16 protein-coding genes are annotated in these 17548 nt (G+C 69.8%); 7 read left to right on the top strand and 9 right to left on the bottom strand.

Features of this window, described 5'->3' with window-relative positions; all coding sequences use genetic code 11:
- The first annotated feature begins 41 nt into the window (after positions 1-41).
- Entirely contained in the window at positions 42-1595 is a 1554-nt protein-coding gene (locus tag ABRP24_RS05925) for a stealth conserved region 3 domain-containing protein (RefSeq protein WP_027465612.1), read from the top strand.
- 619 nt (positions 1596-2214) lie between these two features.
- On the opposite strand, the gene ABRP24_RS05930 is transcribed toward ABRP24_RS05925, so the two are convergent.
- From ABRP24_RS05930 to ABRP24_RS05950, 5 genes are all read right to left on the bottom strand, one after another.
- Complete coding sequence (locus ABRP24_RS05930; protein WP_111057113.1) at positions 2215-3174, bottom strand: phosphodiesterase; 960 nt, start codon at positions 3172-3174, stop codon at positions 2215-2217.
- Between the two features lie 165 nt (positions 3175-3339).
- Positions 3340-5028, bottom strand: a complete 1689-nt coding sequence (locus tag ABRP24_RS05935) for a ubiquinol-cytochrome c reductase cytochrome b subunit (protein ID WP_301600745.1) — start codon at positions 5026-5028, stop codon at positions 3340-3342.
- Positions 5028-6092 carry a ubiquinol-cytochrome c reductase iron-sulfur subunit gene (locus tag ABRP24_RS05940; protein ID WP_027465615.1) on the bottom strand — a complete coding sequence of 355 codons (1065 nt, stop codon included), beginning with the start codon at positions 6090-6092 and terminating at the stop codon, positions 5028-5030. The genes ABRP24_RS05935 and ABRP24_RS05940 overlap by 1 nt, the downstream gene beginning before the upstream one ends.
- A 33-nt stretch (positions 6093-6125) precedes the next feature.
- Positions 6126-6935 (bottom strand): cytochrome c, encoded by an 810-nt coding sequence (locus ABRP24_RS05945; protein ID WP_027465616.1) that lies wholly within the window; start codon positions 6933-6935, stop codon positions 6126-6128.
- A 21-nt stretch (positions 6936-6956) separates the two neighbouring features.
- Positions 6957-7595, bottom strand: coding sequence for a heme-copper oxidase subunit III (locus tag ABRP24_RS05950; RefSeq protein WP_027465617.1), 639 nt, complete (start codon positions 7593-7595; stop codon positions 6957-6959).
- A 70-nt stretch (positions 7596-7665) separates the two neighbouring features.
- Here ABRP24_RS05950 and trpD point away from each other — a divergent pair, with 70 nt between their 5' ends.
- Positions 7666-8721 carry an anthranilate phosphoribosyltransferase gene (trpD, locus tag ABRP24_RS05955; protein ID WP_301600744.1) on the top strand — a complete coding sequence of 352 codons (1056 nt, stop codon included), beginning with the start codon at positions 7666-7668 and terminating at the stop codon, positions 8719-8721.
- A gap of 185 nt (positions 8722-8906) precedes the next feature.
- Here the strand turns inward: trpD and glpK are convergent, their stop codons facing one another.
- Positions 8907-10418, bottom strand: a complete 1512-nt coding sequence (gene glpK / locus ABRP24_RS05960) for a glycerol kinase GlpK (protein WP_349849185.1) — start codon at positions 10416-10418, stop codon at positions 8907-8909.
- 79 nt (positions 10419-10497) lie between these two features.
- Positions 10498-11223: an MIP/aquaporin family protein gene (locus tag ABRP24_RS05965; protein WP_071244695.1), complete on the bottom strand. Its 726-nt coding sequence runs from the start codon at positions 11221-11223 to the stop codon at positions 10498-10500.
- A gap of 316 nt (positions 11224-11539) precedes the next feature.
- On the opposite strand from ABRP24_RS05965, the gene dhaK reads away from it, so the two are divergent.
- The 3 genes from dhaK to dhaM all read left to right on the top strand — a co-directional run bounded on the left by dhaK (position 11540) and on the right by dhaM (position 14040).
- Positions 11540-12541 (top strand): dihydroxyacetone kinase subunit DhaK, encoded by a 1002-nt coding sequence (gene dhaK / locus ABRP24_RS05970; RefSeq protein ID WP_301601389.1) that lies wholly within the window; start codon positions 11540-11542, stop codon positions 12539-12541.
- A gap of 141 nt (positions 12542-12682) precedes the next feature.
- Positions 12683-13309 (top strand): dihydroxyacetone kinase subunit DhaL, encoded by a 627-nt coding sequence (dhaL, locus tag ABRP24_RS05975; protein ID WP_111030104.1) that lies wholly within the window; start codon positions 12683-12685, stop codon positions 13307-13309.
- Complete coding sequence (dhaM, locus tag ABRP24_RS05980; RefSeq protein WP_349849182.1) at positions 13306-14040, top strand: dihydroxyacetone kinase phosphoryl donor subunit DhaM; 735 nt, start codon at positions 13306-13308, stop codon at positions 14038-14040. Before dhaL ends, dhaM begins: the two co-directional genes overlap by 4 nt.
- Before the next feature lie 42 nt (positions 14041-14082).
- Here dhaM and ABRP24_RS05985 read toward each other — a convergent pair whose 3' ends face one another.
- The gene (locus tag ABRP24_RS05985; RefSeq protein ID WP_027465623.1) at positions 14083-14661 is read right to left on the bottom strand and encodes a TetR/AcrR family transcriptional regulator C-terminal domain-containing protein; all 579 of its coding nucleotides are present in this window, start codon (positions 14659-14661) and stop codon (positions 14083-14085) included.
- Between the two features lie 54 nt (positions 14662-14715).
- On the opposite strand from ABRP24_RS05985, the gene ABRP24_RS05990 reads away from it, so the two are divergent.
- Positions 14716-15936, top strand: a complete 1221-nt coding sequence (locus ABRP24_RS05990; RefSeq protein ID WP_301601387.1) for a beta-ketoacyl-[acyl-carrier-protein] synthase family protein — start codon at positions 14716-14718, stop codon at positions 15934-15936.
- Here ABRP24_RS05990 and ABRP24_RS05995 read toward each other — a convergent pair.
- The gene (locus ABRP24_RS05995; RefSeq protein WP_214522141.1) at positions 15923-16756 is read right to left on the bottom strand and encodes a helix-turn-helix domain-containing protein; all 834 of its coding nucleotides are present in this window, start codon (positions 16754-16756) and stop codon (positions 15923-15925) included. The two genes, ABRP24_RS05990 and ABRP24_RS05995, sit on opposite strands and share 14 nt — an antisense overlap.
- 102 nt (positions 16757-16858) lie before the next feature.
- Between ABRP24_RS05995 and ABRP24_RS06000 the strand changes: the two genes are divergently transcribed.
- On the top strand, positions 16859-17539 hold the full coding sequence (locus tag ABRP24_RS06000; protein WP_349849178.1) for an SDR family NAD(P)-dependent oxidoreductase: 681 nt from the start codon (positions 16859-16861) through the stop codon (positions 17537-17539).
- Positions 17540-17548 lie beyond the last annotated feature (9 nt).

The following is a 17548-nucleotide window of genomic DNA, read 5'->3' on the forward strand; positions in this document are numbered from 1 at the left end:
GGTCGGGTACAGGACCCGACCGCACGACCCGAAGGGCATGGATGAACGACGAGACCGAGCCGGTGACCGAGAGTCCTCTGCTGAACCCTCGACCGTCCTCCGGCGGTCTCGACCGATCCGACGTCGTCGTCCGCAAGGGGCGACTGACCCTGATCAACGGACACCTCACGCCGCAGCAGTCGATGATCGAGGACCTGCTGTTCCTCGACGACGCGCTCACTGCGGCTGACGTCGACCACCTGCTCATCCGCGGCAACGACCAGCGCCCGGTGATCGCCCTCGACGAGCGGGACCGCCAGCGCGCGGAGAGCGCCGTGATGTCCGCGGCCGTCAACGAGCCCTTCTACGCAAAGCCCCCGGGCAAGCCGGCGGTGCTGGTGCAGGACGACGGACTCGGCTCCGTCGAGGAACCGGTGCTCCGCGTGTTCCGCCCGCGGCTCGAGCCGCTCGGACGCCTGCGCTACGGCGCCGAGACGAGCGTCCAGCTCGAGTTCTGGCGCGTCACCGACATCGAGGTCCTCGCTCCCGTCGAGAACGCCCTGATGCGTCGCAGCCTGCCGATCGACGAGTTCGTGCTCGTCGACATCGAACGCTACGGCCGCACCTGGCGAACCGTCGAGCACATGTTCGACGACCACGTCTCGGATATCCGGTTCCCGATCGACATCGTCTTCTCGTGGGTCGACGGCAACGCCATCGAGTACCAGCGCGCTCGCCAGGCCGCACAGTCGAACGCCGTCCTGGGCGAGGGCGACGACGCCCCGGCCCGGTTCCGCCAGATCGACGAGCTGAAGTACGCGCTCCGCTCGGTGCACACCTTCGCGCCGTGGATCCGCAAGATCTACATCGCGACGGACTCCCCGGCACCGCACTGGCTCGCCGAGCACCCGAAGGTCCGGATCGTCCGCAGCGAGGAGTTCTTCGCCGACCCGTCCGTGCTGCCGACCCACAACTCGCAAGCCGTCGAGTCGCAGCTGCACCACATCCCGGGCATCAGCGAGCACTTCATCTACTCGAACGACGACATGTTCTTCGGGCGCCTCGTCGACCCCTCGGCGTTCTACAGCCCGGGATCGGTCACGAAGTTCATTCTCGCGTCGACCCGGATCGGCCTCGGCTCCAACAACCCGGCACGCAGCGGTTTCGAGAACTCCGCCCGGGTCAACCGCAAGCTGCTGCAGCAGCGCTTCGGTGCGGTGACGACCCGGCACCTCGAGCACGCCCCGACGCCCCTGCGCGCCTCGATCATGACCGAGATGGAGCACGAGTTCGCCGACGAGTTCGCGGCCACTGCGGCGTCACGCTTTCGCGCCGCCGACAACATCTCGGTGACGAACTCGCTGTACCACTACTACTCGCTGCTCACCGGTCGGGCGATCATCCAGGAGAACGCGGCCGTCGGGTACATCGACACGACCATGGTCTCCGGACTCAAGGCCCTCGACGAGCTGCTGAAGAAGCGGAACGTGGACTTCTTCTGCCTCAACGACGGCAGCTTCCCGGAGGTCAGCGACGAGGAGCGCACGCAGCGCGTGACGGACTTCCTCGAGCGCTACTTCCCGTTCCCCGCGCCGTGGGAGCGTCCCAGCGCATAGGACGCGCCAGCGGCCTGCTGGGGCGCTCCGGGCGAGCCTGCGAGCCCGGTCCCACGGGGCGCTTAGCACGCGCCAGCGGCCTGCTGGGGCGCTCCGGGCGAGCCTGCGAGCCCGGCGCCACGGGGCGCCTAGGACGCGCCAGCGGCCTGCTGGGGCGCTCCGGGCGAGCCTGCGAGCCCGGTCCCGGAACCCAGCCCCCGGTTCGGACCCTCCACCGGTCACGACTCCCCGCCAGCCACACACCGAGCGGTCGCAGCCCGTCGGCTGCGCCGCCCGCAAACGACGGAACACGACCACGCGACGCAGCACCGGCGGTGTGTCGCGACCACTCCGCGGGCCGGGAGGCGCGAGTCGGGCCCGCCACGGGCCTCCCGGCCGTCGGGCCGACCGTCGGGCGTACCGTCGGGACGTACACGACGCCGCTCGGTCACGACACCCCGTTGGCTGCCCGCCGAGCGGTCACGAACTGTTGATTGCCGAGCCGCCAGCCGACGGAACGTGACCACTCGCCGCGCACTGACGGGGAGTCGCGACCGCACGCGCCAACACCACTTGGTGAGCAGAAGAGGTCGGGTCCGCATGTCGGACCCGACCTCTTCTGCACGCGAAGTGCGCGGCGCTACCGGTGGACGGGGGAGACGGGCACCGAGTCGAGCGTGAACACCGGGATGCTCGAGGTGACCGGTGCCGGCTCGACGGCCGCGGGGATCGTCACGCCGTGTGCGGCGAGCTTCGCCTCGGTCTCGAGCGCGGAGACGGGCTGCCCGACGGTGGCGTAGTGCCCGATCGGCACCACCGAGTGGACGACGTTGTGGCCGTAGACGTGCACGAGGTTGAACGACTGCGCACCGTCACGGCCGCGGGTGCCGCCCTGGTACTCGGTGAGGTCCTGGGTGTAGCAGGTGGCGCTGGCGACGGACACCGGGATGCCGGCGAACACGGCACTGGTCGAGTAGTGCAGGTGACCGGCGATGATGGCGAGGACGTCGCTGCCCTCGACGACCTCGGCCAGGGCCTGCTGGTCGCGCAGCTCGACGAGGACGGTGAGGTCCTGGACGCTCGGCACGGGCGGGTGGTGCATCGCCAGGATGGTGCCGTGCGGAGCCGCCTCGGAGAGAACCTCGGCGAGCCAGTCGAGCTGCTCGGGGGAGACCTCGCCGTGGTGGTGCCCTGGCACGCTGGTGTCGAGGGTGATCACGCGGAGACCGTTGACGTCGTAGACGAAGTCGACCGGGCGATCGGTGGGCTGCAGGCCGAAGAGCTCCTGGCGGAAGGCGCCGCGCTCGTCGTGGTTGCCCATCGCCCAGATGACCTGCGCGCCGATGCGCTGCGCGGCCGGCTCGAGGATCTCGCGGACACGGGCGTACGCGCCCGGCTCGCCCTTGTCGGCCACGTCGCCGGTGACGACGATCGCTTCGGGACGGGTGCCCGAGGCTTCGATGTCAGCGACGATCTGCGAGAGCCGAGCGGCGGAGTCGACATCGCCGTACAGGTCGCGGTCCCCGGAGACGAGGTGCGTGTCGCTGAGGTGGAGGAGGAAGTGGTTCGGCCTGGGGTGTTCGGCCGTCCGGCTGTCCATCGGGGTCTCATTCCGTTGGCGGATGCGTGGTGCAACACGTTGCCACACCGTCCTGGACGAGTCCAGCACGCGGGAGTGAACCAGCCGTGAACTGGGGGCGGCGTGTTGCCCCTCACACGAAGAAACCCCCGCCACATCGTGACGGGGGTTGCTTCGTGCTACCGATCAGTGATCGCCGGGGCCGACCTGGGGAGCCTGGTGGCCACCCTCGACGTTCGGGCCGTGGTGCGCGGCGTGCGCTGCCTCGAGCTCTGCCTTCGAAACCGGCTCGATGCGGTCCTCGAAGAAGAAGCGGGAGACGCCGGCGCGGACCTTCTGCAGACCCGTGATCTTCCCCTTGGCGTTCGGGCGGATCATCAGCGGCTTGTACTCGTTGAACTGCAGGAGCTTCCAGCGCTCGTACTCGTCGAGCTGCTCGTGCACCTCGATGTACTCGCCGTGGGGGAGTCGGACGATGCGACCCGACTCGTAGCCGTGCAGGACGATCTCGCGGTCCTTCTTCTGGAGGGCGAGGCAGACACGCTTCGTGATCCAGAAGGCGATGAACGGACCGAGGACCGTCGTCGCCTGGATCACGTGGATCACGTGTTCGATCGACACCAGGAAGTGCGTCGCGATGATGTCCGACGAAGCTGCCGCCCAGAGGCTGGCGTAGAGCGTGATGCCAGCGGCACCGAACGCCGTGCGCGTCGGGGCGTTGCGCGGACGGTCGAGGATGTGGTGCTCACGCTTGTCGCCCGTGACCCACGCCTCAATGAAGGGGTAGAGCAGAATCGCCAGGATGAGCAGCACCAGGACCGCGATCGGCGCCAGGATGTTGAACGACACCGTGTAGCCGAACCACACGACCTCCCAGTGCGGCGGGACCAGTCGGAGGGCGCCGTCGGCGAAGCCGATGTACCAGTCGGGCTGGGTACCGGCGGACACCGGGGAGGGGTCGTACGGGCCGTAGTTCCAGATCGGGTTGATCGTGAACAGCGACGCGATGAGGGCCAGGATGCCGGCGACGATGAAGAAGAACCCACCGGCCTTCGCGGCGAACGCCGGGAGGATCGGGACACCGACGACGTTCTCGTTGGTCTTGCCCGGACCGGCGAACTGCGTGTGCTTGTTGATCACGACGAGCACGAGGTGGACACCGAGCACCGCGACGAGGATCGCCGGCAGCAGCAGGATGTGCAGCGTGTACAGGCGGCCGACGATGTCGGTCCCCGGGAACTCGCCACCGAACAGCAGGTAGGCGATCCAGACACCGATGACCGGGACACCCTCGATCATGCCGACGATGATCCGCAGACCGTTTCCGGAGAGCAGGTCGTCGGGGAGCGAGTAGCCGGTGAAGCCCTCGGCCATGGCGAGGACCCAGAGCAGGAAGCCGAAGACCCAGTTGAGCTCACGCGGCTTGCGGAAGGCACCGGTGAAGAACACGCGGGCCATGTGCAGCATGATCGACGCCACGAACAGCAGGGCCGCCCAGTGGTGGACCTGACGGACGAAGAGCCCGCCGCGGATGTCGAACGAGATGTCGAGCGTGGACTGCAGGGCCGTCGACATCGCCACGCCCTTGAGCGGGACGTACGAGCCGTTGTAGACGACCTCGGTCATGGACGCCTGGAAGAAGAACGTCAGGAAGGTCCCGGAGAGCAGCACGACGACGAAGCTGTACAGCGCCACCTCGCCGAGCATGAAGCTCCAGTGGTCCGGGAAGATCTTCCGGCCGACTTCCTTGACGAGGCCCGAGATGCTGGTGCGCTCGTCGATGTAGTTGGCGACCCCGCCGATGATGCGGGATCCGCGCTCCGGCGCCGGCTTGTTCGTCGACGTGTTCGGTGCGGTGGTGGTGGTGCTGGTCATCAGCGTTCACGCTCCCAGAAGGACGGTCCGACCGGCTCGTGGAAGTCGCTCTGGGCAACCAGGTAGCCGTCGTCGTCGATCGCGATCGGAAGTTGGGGGAGGGGGCGTGCGGCCGGACCGAAGATGACCTCGCAGTTGTTCGAGACATCGAAGGTGGACTGGTGGCACGGGCACAGCAGGTGGTGCGTCTGCTGTTCGTAGAGCGCGACGGGGCAACCGACGTGGGTGCAGATCTTGGAGTACGCGACGATGCCGTCGTAGCCCCAGTTCTCGTGGCCCTTGGACGGGTTGAGGTCCTTCGGGTCCAGACGCATCAGGAGGACGGAGGCCTTCGCCTTCTCCTCCAGCATGTGCTCGGACTCGAGCATGCCCTCGGGGATGACGTGGAACACCGAACCGATGGTGACGTCAGAGGCCTTGATCGGCAGACCCGTCGGGTCCTTCGTCAGGCGCAGGCCCTGCTTCCAGAAGGTGTGGCGGAGCAGCTCGTTGGGGTCCTCGGCCGGAGCGAGGTCACGGACCAGGACGATGCCGGGGAGCGGGAACGCGGCCAGGGCACCGATCATCGAGTTGCGGATCAGCTTGCGACGGCTGAAGCCGGACTCCTTGTCGGCGAGCTGGAACGCCTCGACCGCCTTGGCACGGGTCGCGTCGGTGCCGCGGGTGCCGTGGCGGAGCTCGGTGATCTCGCGGTCGACGACGAGCGACTTCGACCAGTAGACGGCACCGAGGCCGAGGGCGAGGAGCGCGAGGGCGATCGACAGGCCCAGGAAGAGGTTCGCGGTGCGGACCGTCCCGAAGTCGCTCGGGTCGATCGGGAAGGCGACGTACGCCGCGATCGACAGGACGCTGCCGACGATCGACAGGTAGAAGTAGGCGGCGACCTGGCGCTCGGCCAGACGCTGCTTCTTCGGGTCGACATCGGTGCGACGCGGGCGGTGCGGCGGCTCGCCCGGGTTCTCGAACGGGTCGACGGGGAGGACCGCGATCCCGGGGGAGGTGGTCGTACCGTGCTTCTCGACAGCCGAGGACGAGTTCAGCGTCTCGTCGTCGTGCTCTGCCATGGTGTTCCCTTCAGTGTCGTTCGACACGGACGATCAGTTGGACTTCGCGGTCAGCCAGACGGTCATCGCGACGACCGCGCCGAGTCCGAAGATCCAGATGAACAGACCCTCGGCGACCGGCCCCAGGGAGCCGAGTGCGAAGCCACCGGGGGACTTGTTGTCCTGCACGTACTTGAGGTACGTGATGATGTCGGCCTTCTGCTCCGGCGTCAGGTTCAGGTCGTTGAAGACCGGCATGTTCTGCGGGCCGGTGAGCATGGCCTCGTAGATGTGCTTGCCGGAGACCGTCTCGAGGCTCGGGGCGTACTTGCCCTCGGTCAGTGCACCACCGGCGCCGGCCACGTTGTGGCACATGGCGCAGTTGATGCGGAACAGCTCGGCGCCTTCGGCAGCGTCGCCGTCCTCACCGTTGGTGAGCTCGGTGGACGGGACCGACGGGCCGGGGCCGAGGGAGGCGACGTACTGCGCGAGTGCGTCGACCTGCTCGTCCGTGAACTGCGCGGGCTTCTCTTCGGCCTGGGGGCCCTGGGCAGCCATCGGCATGCGGCCGGTGCCGACCTGGAAGTCGACCGACGCGGCACCGACACCGATGAGGGACGGGCCCTCGCTCGTGCCCTGCGCGGAGAGACCGTGGCAGGTGGCGCAGTTTGAGGCGAAGAGCTTCTCGCCCTCGTTCACCTGCGACTGGCTCGAGGCGGCGACGGTGTTCGTGCTGTCGTCGGCGTTCGCCGTGGAGCTGAACAGTGCGTACGCGCCACCGGTGGTCATGAGACCCACGACGATGAGCGACACGGTCGCCATCGGTGAACGGCGGCCCTTCTTGGACTTGGTTCTGTTGAACATGTGCTGGGGGGTGTCCAGTTCCTACTTGAGAAGGTAGATGACGGCGAAGAGGAAGATCCACACGACGTCAACGAAGTGCCAGTAGTACGACACGACGATGGCGGTGGTCGCTTCCTTGTGGCCGAAGTTCTTGGCGGCGAAACCGCGGCCGAGCGTCAGCAGGAAGGCGATGAGGCCACCGGTCACGTGGAGCCCGTGGAACCCGGTGGTCATGTAGAACGCCGAGCCGTAGGCGCTGGAGGAGAGCGTCACGCCCTCGTGCCAGAGGTTGGCGTACTCGAAGATCTGGCCGCAGACGAAGATCGCACCCATCGCGTAGGTGACGAAGAACCACTCCGTCATGCCCCAGTGGCGCGGGTTCCAGCTCGTCCGGTGCACCTGGAAGCGCTCCGCAGCGAACACGGCGAACTGGCAGGCGAAGCTGGACAGCACCAGGATGATCGTGTTCACGGAGGCGAAGGGCACCTCGAGCTTCGCGGTCTCGGTCGCCCAGAGCTCAGGGGACGTGCTGCGGAGCGTGAAGTAGATCGCGAACAGGCCGGCGAAGAACATGACCTCGCTGCCCAGCCACACGATCGTCCCCACGGCCACGGCGTTCGGCCTGTTGAGGGCCGGACCGCTGGCTGATCTGGAGAGAGAGGTGCTAGTCACGTCCTCCATTATGGCCGAAACCCCCGACAGTGTTTTCGCAGGAGACTGGCGGGTCTCTCGAATTCACTACGATCGAGCCATGCCTGACGCACTTTCTTGGCCAGCGGTGATCAGCGCGCTCATGGCGCGCGAGGACCTGACGATCAGGCAATCCACATGGGCCATGGAGGAGATCGTGCACGGGCGCGCCACCCAGGCACAGATCGCAGCCTTCGCCGTGACGCTCCGCGCGAAGGGCGAGACGGTCGACGAGGTCGTCGGGTTCCGCGACGCGATCCTGGACGCCGCGGTTCCGCTCGACGTCGACCCGATGGCGCTCGACATCGTCGGGACCGGCGGCGACGTGGTCGGCACCGTGAACATCTCGACCATGGCGGCCATCGTGATCGCGGCCGCCGGTGTCCCCGTCGTGAAGCACGGCAACAAGGCCAGCTCGTCGAAGTCCGGGTCGAGCGACGTGCTCGCCGCCCTCGGACTCGATCTCGCGATGGACGCCGCGCGTGTCGCGGACACCTTCCGGCGTGTCGGGCTGACCTTCGCCTTCGCCAACGCGTTCCACCCCGGTTTCGCCCACGCTGGCCCGGTCCGGCGCGAGATCGGCGTGCCGACGGTGTTCAACTTCCTCGGCCCGCTCGTCAACCCCGCGCGGTGCGAGGCGAACGCCGTGGGTGTCGCCCAGCTCGAGCTCGTCCCGATCATCACGGGCGTGTTCCAGACGCGCGGCGCGACGGCGCTCGTGTTCCGCGGCGACGACGGACTCGACGAGCTGACCACCACCGGGCACAGTCACATCTGGGAGGTCACCGGCGGCCGCGTGACCGAGCACGACCTCGACCCGCGGGACCTCGGCATCGCCCGGGCACGCACGGACGACCTGCTCGGCGGCGACCCCGAGCACAACGCCGGCGTCGTCCACCGGGTGCTCGCGGGGGAGACCGGACCCGTCCGCGACATCGTCCTGCTGAACGCCGCGGCCGGCCTCGTCTCGTTCCGCCTGGCGCAGGACCCGAACGAGTCCGACCGGCCGATCCTGCAGCGCTTCCGCGAGCAGCTGGTCGTCGCCGCCGAGGCGATCGACTCCGGCGCCGGTGCGCGCAAACTGGCTGATTGGGTCGGCGCAGCTCCCGCTGTGTAGTCCACGCCGCTTCCGCTCGAGCCGGACCGTGCCGGCAACCAGCCGACCACCCGACGACCCGACGACTGGCCGCGCCCGACGCGCAGGAGACGCAACGCACAGGAGGCCCGGTGCCGGTTCCTGGAACCGGCACCGGGCCTCCCGTCGGTGCGTTCAGTGCACGCGGTCAGCGTGCGCGTGCTTCGTTACTGCACGTCGTCGTCGACCCAGTCGAAGGTCTTCGTGACGGCCTTCTTCCACAGGCGGAGCGTGCGCTCGCGCTCGGCGGCGTCGAGCTGGGGCTCCCAGCGCTTGTCCTCCTGCCAGTTGGCACGGAGCTCGTCGAGGTTGGCCCAGAAGCCGACCGCGAGACCAGCGGCGTAGGCCGCACCGAGCGCCGTCGTCTCCGCGACGACCGGCCGGACGACCGGCACGTTGAGCATGTCGGCCTGGAACTGCATGAGCTCGCTGTTCGCGGTCATGCCACCGTCGACCTTGAGCTCGGTCAGGTCCACGCCGGAGTCGGCGTTGACCGCGTCGAGGACCTCGCGGGTCTGCAGCGCCGTCGCCTCGAGGGCGGCACGCGCGATGTGCCCCTTGTTGACGAAGCGGGTGAGGCCGACGATCGCACCGCGGGCGTCCGGACGCCAGTACGGCGCGAAGAGCCCGGAGAACGCCGGCACGAAGTACACGCCACCGTTGTCCTCGACGGTCTTGGCCAGGGCCTCGACCTCCGGGGCGCTGCCGATCAGACCGAGGTTGTCGCGGAGCCACTGGATGAGCGAGCCCGTGACGGCGATCGAACCTTCGAGGGCGTAGTGCGTCTCCTGGTCGCCGAGCTTGTAGCCGACGGTGGTGAGCAGGCCGTTCTCGGAGCGGACGATCTCGGTACCGGTGTTGAAGATCAGGAAGTTGCCGGTGCCGTAGGTGTTCTTCGACTCGCCCTGGTCGAACGCGGCCTGACCGAAGGTCGCGGCCTGCTGGTCACCGAGGATGCCTGCGATCGGGACCTCGCGCAGCAGGCTCGAGGACTCGACGTGGCCGTAGACCTCGGAGGAGCTGACGATCTCGGGGAGCATCGACTTCGGGACGCCGAAGTCGGCGAGGATGTCGTCGCGCCACTGCAGCGTCTCGAGGTCCATGAACAGCGTGCGGGACGCGTTCGTGACGTCGGTCTTGTGGACGCCGCCGTCGACGCCACCGGTCAGGTTCCAGAGGACCCAGGTGTCGGTGGTGCCGAAGAGCAGGTCGCCCGCCTCGGCCTTCTCACGAGCACCCTCGACGTTCTCGAGGATCCACATGATCTTGGTCCCGGCGAAGTACGTCGCGAGCGGCAGGCCGACGATGGCCTTGTACTTGTCGGTGTCGCCGTCGGCGAGCTTGTCGACGAGTGCCTGCGTGCGGGTGTCCTGCCAGACGATGGCGTTGTAGATCGGCTTACCGGTGGTCTTGTCCCAGACGACGGCGGTCTCGCGCTGGTTGGTGATGCCGACGGCTGCGACGTCGTGGCGCGTGATGTCGGCACGCGACAGTGCCTGACCGATCACCTCGCGGGTGTTGTCCCAGATCTCGGCGGGGTCGTGCTCGACCCACCCGGCGCGCGGGAAGATCTGCTCGTGTTCCTTCTGCCCGGTCGAGATGATCGAACCGGAGTGGTCGAACACGATTGCTCGGGTCGAGGTCGTGCCCTGGTCGATGGCGACGATGTAGTCGGCCATTGGTGCTCCTTACGGGTGTTCGGTGCGGTGCGTGGTCGGTCGTGCGGAACGGCCGGTCACGCCTTCGGGGTGGGGTGGGTCAGCTGACGATGGGCAGCAGGGCGACGGACAGGCCGGCGGCGAGGGCGCCACCGATCAGCGGTCCGACGACCGGCACCCAGGCGTAGGCCCAGTCGCTCGAGCCCTTGCCCTTGATGGGCAGGATGGCGTGCGCGATGCGGGGGCCGAGGTCACGGGCGGGGTTGATGGCGTAGCCGGTGGGGCCACCGAGGCTGACACCGATCGCGATCACGAGGAAGGCGACGGGGATCGCGCCGAGCGATGCCGGCGTCTGACCGTTCGAGAACGCGATGACGACGAAGACCAGCACGAAGGTGCCGATGATCTCCGTGACGAGGTTCCAGCCGTACGACCGGATCGCGGGGCCGGTCGAGAAGACGCCGAGCTTGGCGGCCGCGTCGGGCTCCTCGTCGAAGTGCTGCTTGTAGGCGAGCCAGACGATGACCGCGCCGATGATCGCGCCGATGAGCTGGGCGAGCCAGTAGAGGAACATCTCGCCGACGGTGATCTTGCCGAGCAGGGCGAGCCCGAGGCTGACCGCGGGGTTGAGCTGACCGCCCGAGCTGTACGAGACGGTGACACCGGCGAAGACCGCGAAGCCCCAGCCGATGGTGACCATCAGGAACCCGGCTCCGAAGCCCTTGGACTTCGCGAGCGAGACAGCGGCGACGACGCCGCCACCCAGGATGATGAGCATCGCCGTACCGACGAGCTCGGACAGGAAATTGACGCCGATGCCGTCCATCGGTGACCTCCAGTGCGTGAGGGTGGGGGTCCGGCCGTGCTGCGCCGCACTCCCCGTTGAGTGATTGAGGCCAACCATAGTGATGCGGTTGACGGCCCGGCGATGAATTCGTGAGCGAAGTGCGGCATCGTGCACGAACGTGCAGGACGAGTGTCCCCTGCACGATCCTGAGCCGGTGACGCGTCCTCGGCGCACTGCACGAACGTGCATCGGGAGCGGACGGCTGCCCGTGCCGTCGATGTAGATTGGGCGCACTCCGGTCGACGACGCGCGGTGTGACCGCCACGGTTCGACCCCGTACCCGTGGAGGCACCGCATGAAGAAGCTCATCAACGACCCGCAGGCCGTGGTCGAGGAGACCGTCCGGGGCTTCGCCCGGGCACACGCCGGACACGTCGTCCTGGTCGAGGACCCGATCCACCTGCACCGCGCTGACGCACCCGTCGCCGGCAAGGTCGGGATCGTCAGCGGCGGTGGCAGCGGCCACGAACCGCTGCACGCCGGTTTCGTCGGGTACGGCATGCTCGACGCCGCGGTGCCCGGCCCGGTGTTCACGAGCCCGACGCCCGACCCGATCGTCGCCGCGACGAAGGCCGTCGACGGCGGTGCGGGCGTGCTGCACATCGTGAAGAACTACACCGGCGACGTGCTCAACTTCGAGACGGCGGCCGAGCTCGCGGCGATGGACGACGTCCGCGTCGAGTCCGTCGTGGTGGACGACGACGTCGCGGTGCAGGACTCCCTGTTCACCGCCGGCCGTCGCGGTGTCGCCGGGACCGTCGTGGTGGAGAAGTGCGCCGGCGCCGCCGCCGAGCGCGGGGACGACCTGGACGCCGTCGCCGCCGTGGCCCGGCACGTCAACGACGTCACGCGGTCGATGGGGCTCGCGCTGGCGTCGGGCACCGTCCCGCACGCCGGGGAGCCGTCGTTCGTGCTGGCCGACGACGAGGTCGAGCTCGGCATCGGCATCCACGGCGAGCCGGGCCGTGAGCGGATCGCGATGGCACCGGCGGACGAGCTGGTCGACCGCGTGCTCGAGCCGATCCTGACCGACCTCAACGCCCCGGCCGGTTCGTCGCTGCTGCTCCTGGTGAACGGCATGGGCGGCACCCCGCTGTCCGAGCTCTACATCGCGTACCGACGCGCCGCCGAGGTCCTCTCCGACCGCGGCTACCAGGTCACGCGTAGTTTGGTCGGCGACTACGTCACGTCCCTCGAGATGCAGGGGTTCTCGCTCACCGTCACGGTGCTCGACGACGAACTGACTGCCCTCTGGGACGCCCCGGTGGAGACCCCGGCCCTGCGCTGGGGACGCTGAGCGACCGCAACCGCGACCGCAACCGCGGCTGCAACCGCGACCGCAACCGCGGCTGCAACCGCGACCGCAACCGACCACGACCGCTCGACCACCGGACCACGACACCGGGCCCACCGGGCCGGACACACGAAGGGAACCGCATTGGCGCTCGACACCGCATGGGCCATCGACTGGGTCCGTCGCACCGCCGCGACGATCGACGAACACCGCGCCGAGCTCGTCACGCTCGACCGTGAGATCGGGGACGGCGACCACGGCGAGAACCTCGACCGCGGGTTCCGGGCCGTGCTCGAGGCCGTCGACTCCGGGTCCTTCGACACCCCGGGTGCCGTGCTCAAGACGGTTGCGACGAAGCTCATCTCGACCGTGGGCGGAGCGGCCGGGCCGCTCTTCGGCACCGCCTACCTGAAGGCGGCGCAGGCTGCCGGTGACGCGGCCGAACTCGACGCGGACACCCTCGTCGCCGTCCTCACCGCCGCCCGCGACGGGGTCGTCTCCCGCGGCAAGGCCGCGGTCGGCGACAAGACGATGGTCGACGCGTGGAGCCCCGCGGTCGACGCCGCAGCAGCGGCTGCCGGTGCCGGCGACGACCCGAAGGCCGTGCTCACCGCAGCAGCCGACGCCGCCGCGCAGGGTGCGGCCGACACCGAGCCGCTCGTCGCCCACAAGGGCCGCGCGAGCTACCTCGGCGACCGCGCGATCGGGTACCGCGACCCGGGTGCGCAGTCGACCGCGTACATCCTGCGCGCAGCGGTGGACGCAGCGTGACCGTCGGCATCCTGGTCGTCTCGCACAGCGCGGCGATCGCGACGGGCACCGTCGAGCTGGCACGGCAGATGGCTGCGGACGTTCCGCTCGTCGCCGCGGGCGGCACGGACGACGGCGGCATCGGCACGTCGTTCGAGGCGATCACCGCCGGCATCGAGGAACTCGCCCAGGCGGATGCCGTCGTGGTCCTGTGCGACCTCGGCTCCGCCTACCTGACGACCGACACCGCGCTCGACTTCCTGGACGACGACGTCCGAGCCCGCGTCCACGTGTCGCAGGCCCCGTTGGTCGAGGGCACGGTGGCGGCTGCGGTCGCCGCCCAGACGGGCGGTGACGCCGACGCGGTCCTGGCTGCCGCGGCATCGGCCGTGGGTTCCGAGGCGGACGCGAGCAGCGCCTCCCGTCCGTCCGGTGACCAGCCTGGAGGCACGGGGCCGGCCGACGGGGCTGCCCCCGTCGACGACGCGGCCGGGTCCGACCGCGTCAGCGCGTCGGTCGAGCTGGTCAACGAGACCGGGCTGCACGCTCGGCCCGCCGCGGAGTTCGTGAAGACGGCGGCGAAGTACGACGCGAGCGTGCACGTCAACGGCGTGGACGCGAAGAGCCTGCTGGCGATCATGGCCCTGGCGCTGCCGAAGGGTGCGACGGTGTCGATCGACGCGACCGGGCAGGACGCGCAGGCCGCAGTCGACGCCCTGGTGGAACTGGTCCGGTCCGGCTTCGGCGAGTGACACCGCTGCCGGGGGAGCCCCCGGCGGCGGTGCCCGCTCCGGTCAACGGATCGAGATCGTCCCAGCCAGGTCGAGGTCCGAGGGGCCTCCGGTGACCCCGGCGTCCGCGAGCAGGGTGGCACCGAACACGGCGCTCCAGAACGTGCGGGCGTCCCGGGCGACACCGCTGGGGCTCGTCCAGCCCTGGTCGCCGACGACGCGCTCCAGATAGCGCTCGGACTGCCGGAACAGCACGGCGAGCAGCAGCCGCACGCGCTCACGCTGCGCCGGGTCGTCCCCGGCTGCCCCGAGCGCGCGGACCACGAGCGGGGTCGACGGCATCGCGAGGGCGGTGCGGGCGAGGACCTGTCGGAACGACTCCGGCGAGCGGGCGCGCCGGCCGGCCGCCTGCAGTCGCGTGGTGTCGCGGAGGAACAGCGCGAACGCGGCGTCGAGCACCAGGCGGTCCTTCGAGCCGTAGTGGTGCGTGATCTGGTTCGGGTAGACACCCGCGGCCCGGGCGACCTCGCTGACGGTGACGCTCCGAGCACCCGCGCTGAGCAGTCCGGCCGTCGCGGCGAGGATCTTCGCCCGTGTCGCCGCGCCGCGAGCCGTGCCGGAGCCGTCCACCGTGGTTGCCATGTCGGAATTGTACGTGGTACAACTCAACTTGTTCAACGTACAAGAGGAGTTCCCGTGGACATCGTCATCACCGGCTACGGCGCGGTCTCACCCTTCGGTCACGGCGTCACGCCGCTCTGGGACGCCCTGGTGGCCGGTCGCTCCGGCGTCCGAGCCCTGCACCGCGACGGACCGCTCTGGGAACAGGTGCCGATCCGGGTCGGCGCCGATGCCGCGCTCGACGCCGAGGGGTCGCTCGGGCGGGTCCGTGCGAACCGTCTCGACCGCAGTCAGCAGCTGGCACTCGTCGCCGCGGACGAGGCCTGGGCCGACGCCGGTGCCCCCGCGGTGGAGGGCGACCGCCTCGCCGTGGTGATCGGCACCGGGATCGGGGGAGTGGAGACACTCCTCGACGCCCATGACGTGCTCGGTGCGTCCGGTGCTCGACGGGTCTCACCGCGCACGGTGCCGATGCTCATGGCGAACGGTGCCGCCGCGCAGATCAGCATCGCGTACGGGGCGCGGGGCGGTGCGTACACGACGGTGTCGGCCTGCGCCTCGGGCGCCGAGGCCGTCGCCACCGCCGCGCGGCTCATCGCCACCGGTGAGGCCGACGTCGTCATCACCGGCGGGACCGAGGCCGCGGTCACCCCGGTGACGATGGCGTCGTTCGCCCAGTCGCAGGCCCTCGCGAATCCCGACGGCGACGACCCGACGACCCTGTCCCGTCCGTTCGACGCCGACCGCCGCGGCTTCGTCCTCGGCGAGGGCGCCGGCATCGTCGTGCTCGAGCGCGCCGACCACGCCGCCGCCCGAGGGCAGCGGTCGCACGGCACGCTCGCCGGGTGGGGGATCACCTCGGACGCGCACCACATCACCGCACCGCTGGCGGACGGCAGCGAGCAGGAGCGGGCGATGCGCGCCGCGATCCGGATGGCGGGCCTCACCGGTGCGGACGTCGACCACGTGAACGCGCACGCAACGGGTACGCCGGTCGGCGACGTCGGCGAGGCAGCAGCCATCAGCCGTGCGGTGGGGACCGGAGCGCTGGTCACCGCTCCGAAGAGCGCCATCGGGCACATGTTCGGCGCTGCCGGCGCGGTCGAGGCGATCCTGACCCTGCGGGCGCTGGAGACCGGGACCGTGCCACCGACCCTGAACCTCGACCGGCTCGACCCCACGGTGGACCTCGACGTCGTCTCCGGCACCGCCCGGACCGCGCAGCTCCGTGCCGCGTTGAACAACTCGTTCGGGTTCGGCGGTCAGAACGCGTCGCTGGTGTTCACCGCGGCGTGAGCTCCTGCAGACCGGTGACCCGGAGCAGGTCGAGCTTCGCGGCGTCCTCGGAACCCGGCGCGACCGTGTAGACGACGATCCGCAGGTCACCGCCGGGGACGCTCAGCACGTCGCAGTCGATCTCCACCGGCCCGACGGGCGTGTGCACGACCTTGCGGCTCGCACGGTGCTCGGCGATCCGGCCGGTCTCCCAGCGGCGGGCGAACTCGGGGGACTCCCGCAGCAGCCGTTCGACCAGGTCCGCCAGGTCACGGTCCGCCGGGTAGCGGCCGTAGGCCTGCCGCAGGTCGGCGGCGAGGTCGCTCGAGAACTCCTCCTGGTGCTCGTCGTCCCAGTCCACCCCGTCGCGCTCCTGCGTGAAGTGCCGCCAGACCAGGTTGCGATCGAGCCCGACGTACCGCGAGGGGTCGCCGTTCACCGCGGCCCACAGCTCGTTCCAGAGCACGATGTCGTGGGTCGCCGTGAACACCGCGAGCGGCACGTCGCCGAGCCGGTCGACCAGCCGTTGCACGCCGGGCGTGATGTGCCGCGGCACCACCTGACGCGACGGCGGGGCGACGCCGGCCACCCGGCACAGGTGGTCCCGCTCCTCGGACGACAGCCGGAGCGCCGTCGCGAGGGCCGCGAGCAGCTGCGGCGACGGGTTCGTCGCCCGGCCCTGCTCGAGGCGGACGACGTAGTCGACGCTCACGCCCGCCAGCGCGGCGAGCTCCTCGCGGCGGAGGCCCGGGGTCCGTCTGCCGGGACCGGCCGGCAGGCCGACCGCCTCGGGACGCACCCGGTCACGCCAGGAACGCAACACGTTCGCGAACTCGCTCATGTCCACCATCATCGCCCCGCGCCTCCTGTCCGTCCTGGTACTGCCGGTCCCACCGTCGCACCGTGCCTGGGGGAGCCGGGCCGGCGGGGGCAGGCTGGGCACATGACAACGACACTGATCACCGGGGCCAACCGCAGCCTCGGACTCGAGACCGCACGCCGACTGATCGAAGCCGGCCACGCCGTCCACGCCGGCATGCGCGACCCGGCCAGCGGCGACGACGCCCGCGCACTCGGCGCCCACGTCGTGCGGCTGGACGTCACCGACCAGGCCAGCATCGACGCGGCGATCGCGACGATCCCCGAACTCGACGTCCTCGTCAACAACGCCGGGATCCTCGGCACCTCGTTCGGGGTCGACGACCTCGACGCGAGCGCGATGGCGACCGTGCTCGACACCAACGTCACCGGCATCGTCCGGGTGACCCAGGCCGCGCTGCCACTGCTGCGACGCTCGGCAGCACCCGTCATCGTGAACGTCTCGTCGGGGGTGGGCTTCCCGCGCTGGCTGACGACGCCGGGGCACGACGAGTACGGGGTGCCGGCGGTGCCGTACGCGGCGTCGAAGGCGGCCGTGATCGCGTTGACCGTGCAGTACGCGAAGAACCTGCCGGGGTTCCGGGTGAACGCGAGCGACCCGGGCTACACCGCGACGGAGTTCAACGGGTTCGGCGGACACCAGACCATCACCGAGGGCACCGACGCCACGGTCATGCTCGCGACGATCGGCACCGACGGGCCGACGGGGGAGTTCCACAACCGCGAGGGCCGCATCGAGTACTGAGGGGCAACG

Source organism: Curtobacterium sp. WHRI 8282 (assembly GCF_040223925.2).
Lineage (GTDB): Bacteria > Actinomycetota > Actinomycetes > Actinomycetales > Microbacteriaceae > Curtobacterium > Curtobacterium flaccumfaciens.

Coding starts and splice junctions, on each gene's coding strand:
- ABRP24_RS05940 (WP_027465615.1), bottom strand. CDS start 6,092: ATGGCAGAGCACGACGACGAGACGCTGAACTCGTCCTCGGCTGTCGAG.
- dhaK (WP_301601389.1), top strand. CDS start 11,540: ATGAAGAAGCTCATCAACGACCCGCAGGCCGTGGTCGAGGAGACCGTC.
- ABRP24_RS05925 (WP_027465612.1), top strand. CDS start 42: ATGAACGACGAGACCGAGCCGGTGACCGAGAGTCCTCTGCTGAACCCT.
- ABRP24_RS05985 (WP_027465623.1), bottom strand. CDS start 14,661: ATGGCAACCACGGTGGACGGCTCCGGCACGGCTCGCGGCGCGGCGACA.
- ABRP24_RS06000 (WP_349849178.1), top strand. CDS start 16,859: ATGACAACGACACTGATCACCGGGGCCAACCGCAGCCTCGGACTCGAG.
- trpD (WP_301600744.1), top strand. CDS start 7,666: ATGCCTGACGCACTTTCTTGGCCAGCGGTGATCAGCGCGCTCATGGCG.
- ABRP24_RS05995 (WP_214522141.1), bottom strand. CDS start 16,756: ATGAGCGAGTTCGCGAACGTGTTGCGTTCCTGGCGTGACCGGGTGCGT.
- glpK (WP_349849185.1), bottom strand. CDS start 10,418: ATGGCCGACTACATCGTCGCCATCGACCAGGGCACGACCTCGACCCGA.
- ABRP24_RS05945 (WP_027465616.1), bottom strand. CDS start 6,935: ATGTTCAACAGAACCAAGTCCAAGAAGGGCCGCCGTTCACCGATGGCG.
- ABRP24_RS05965 (WP_071244695.1), bottom strand. CDS start 11,223: ATGGACGGCATCGGCGTCAATTTCCTGTCCGAGCTCGTCGGTACGGCG.
- ABRP24_RS05935 (WP_301600745.1), bottom strand. CDS start 5,028: ATGACCAGCACCACCACCACCGCACCGAACACGTCGACGAACAAGCCG.
- ABRP24_RS05930 (WP_111057113.1), bottom strand. CDS start 3,174: ATGGACAGCCGGACGGCCGAACACCCCAGGCCGAACCACTTCCTCCTC.
- ABRP24_RS05950 (WP_027465617.1), bottom strand. CDS start 7,595: ATGGAGGACGTGACTAGCACCTCTCTCTCCAGATCAGCCAGCGGTCCG.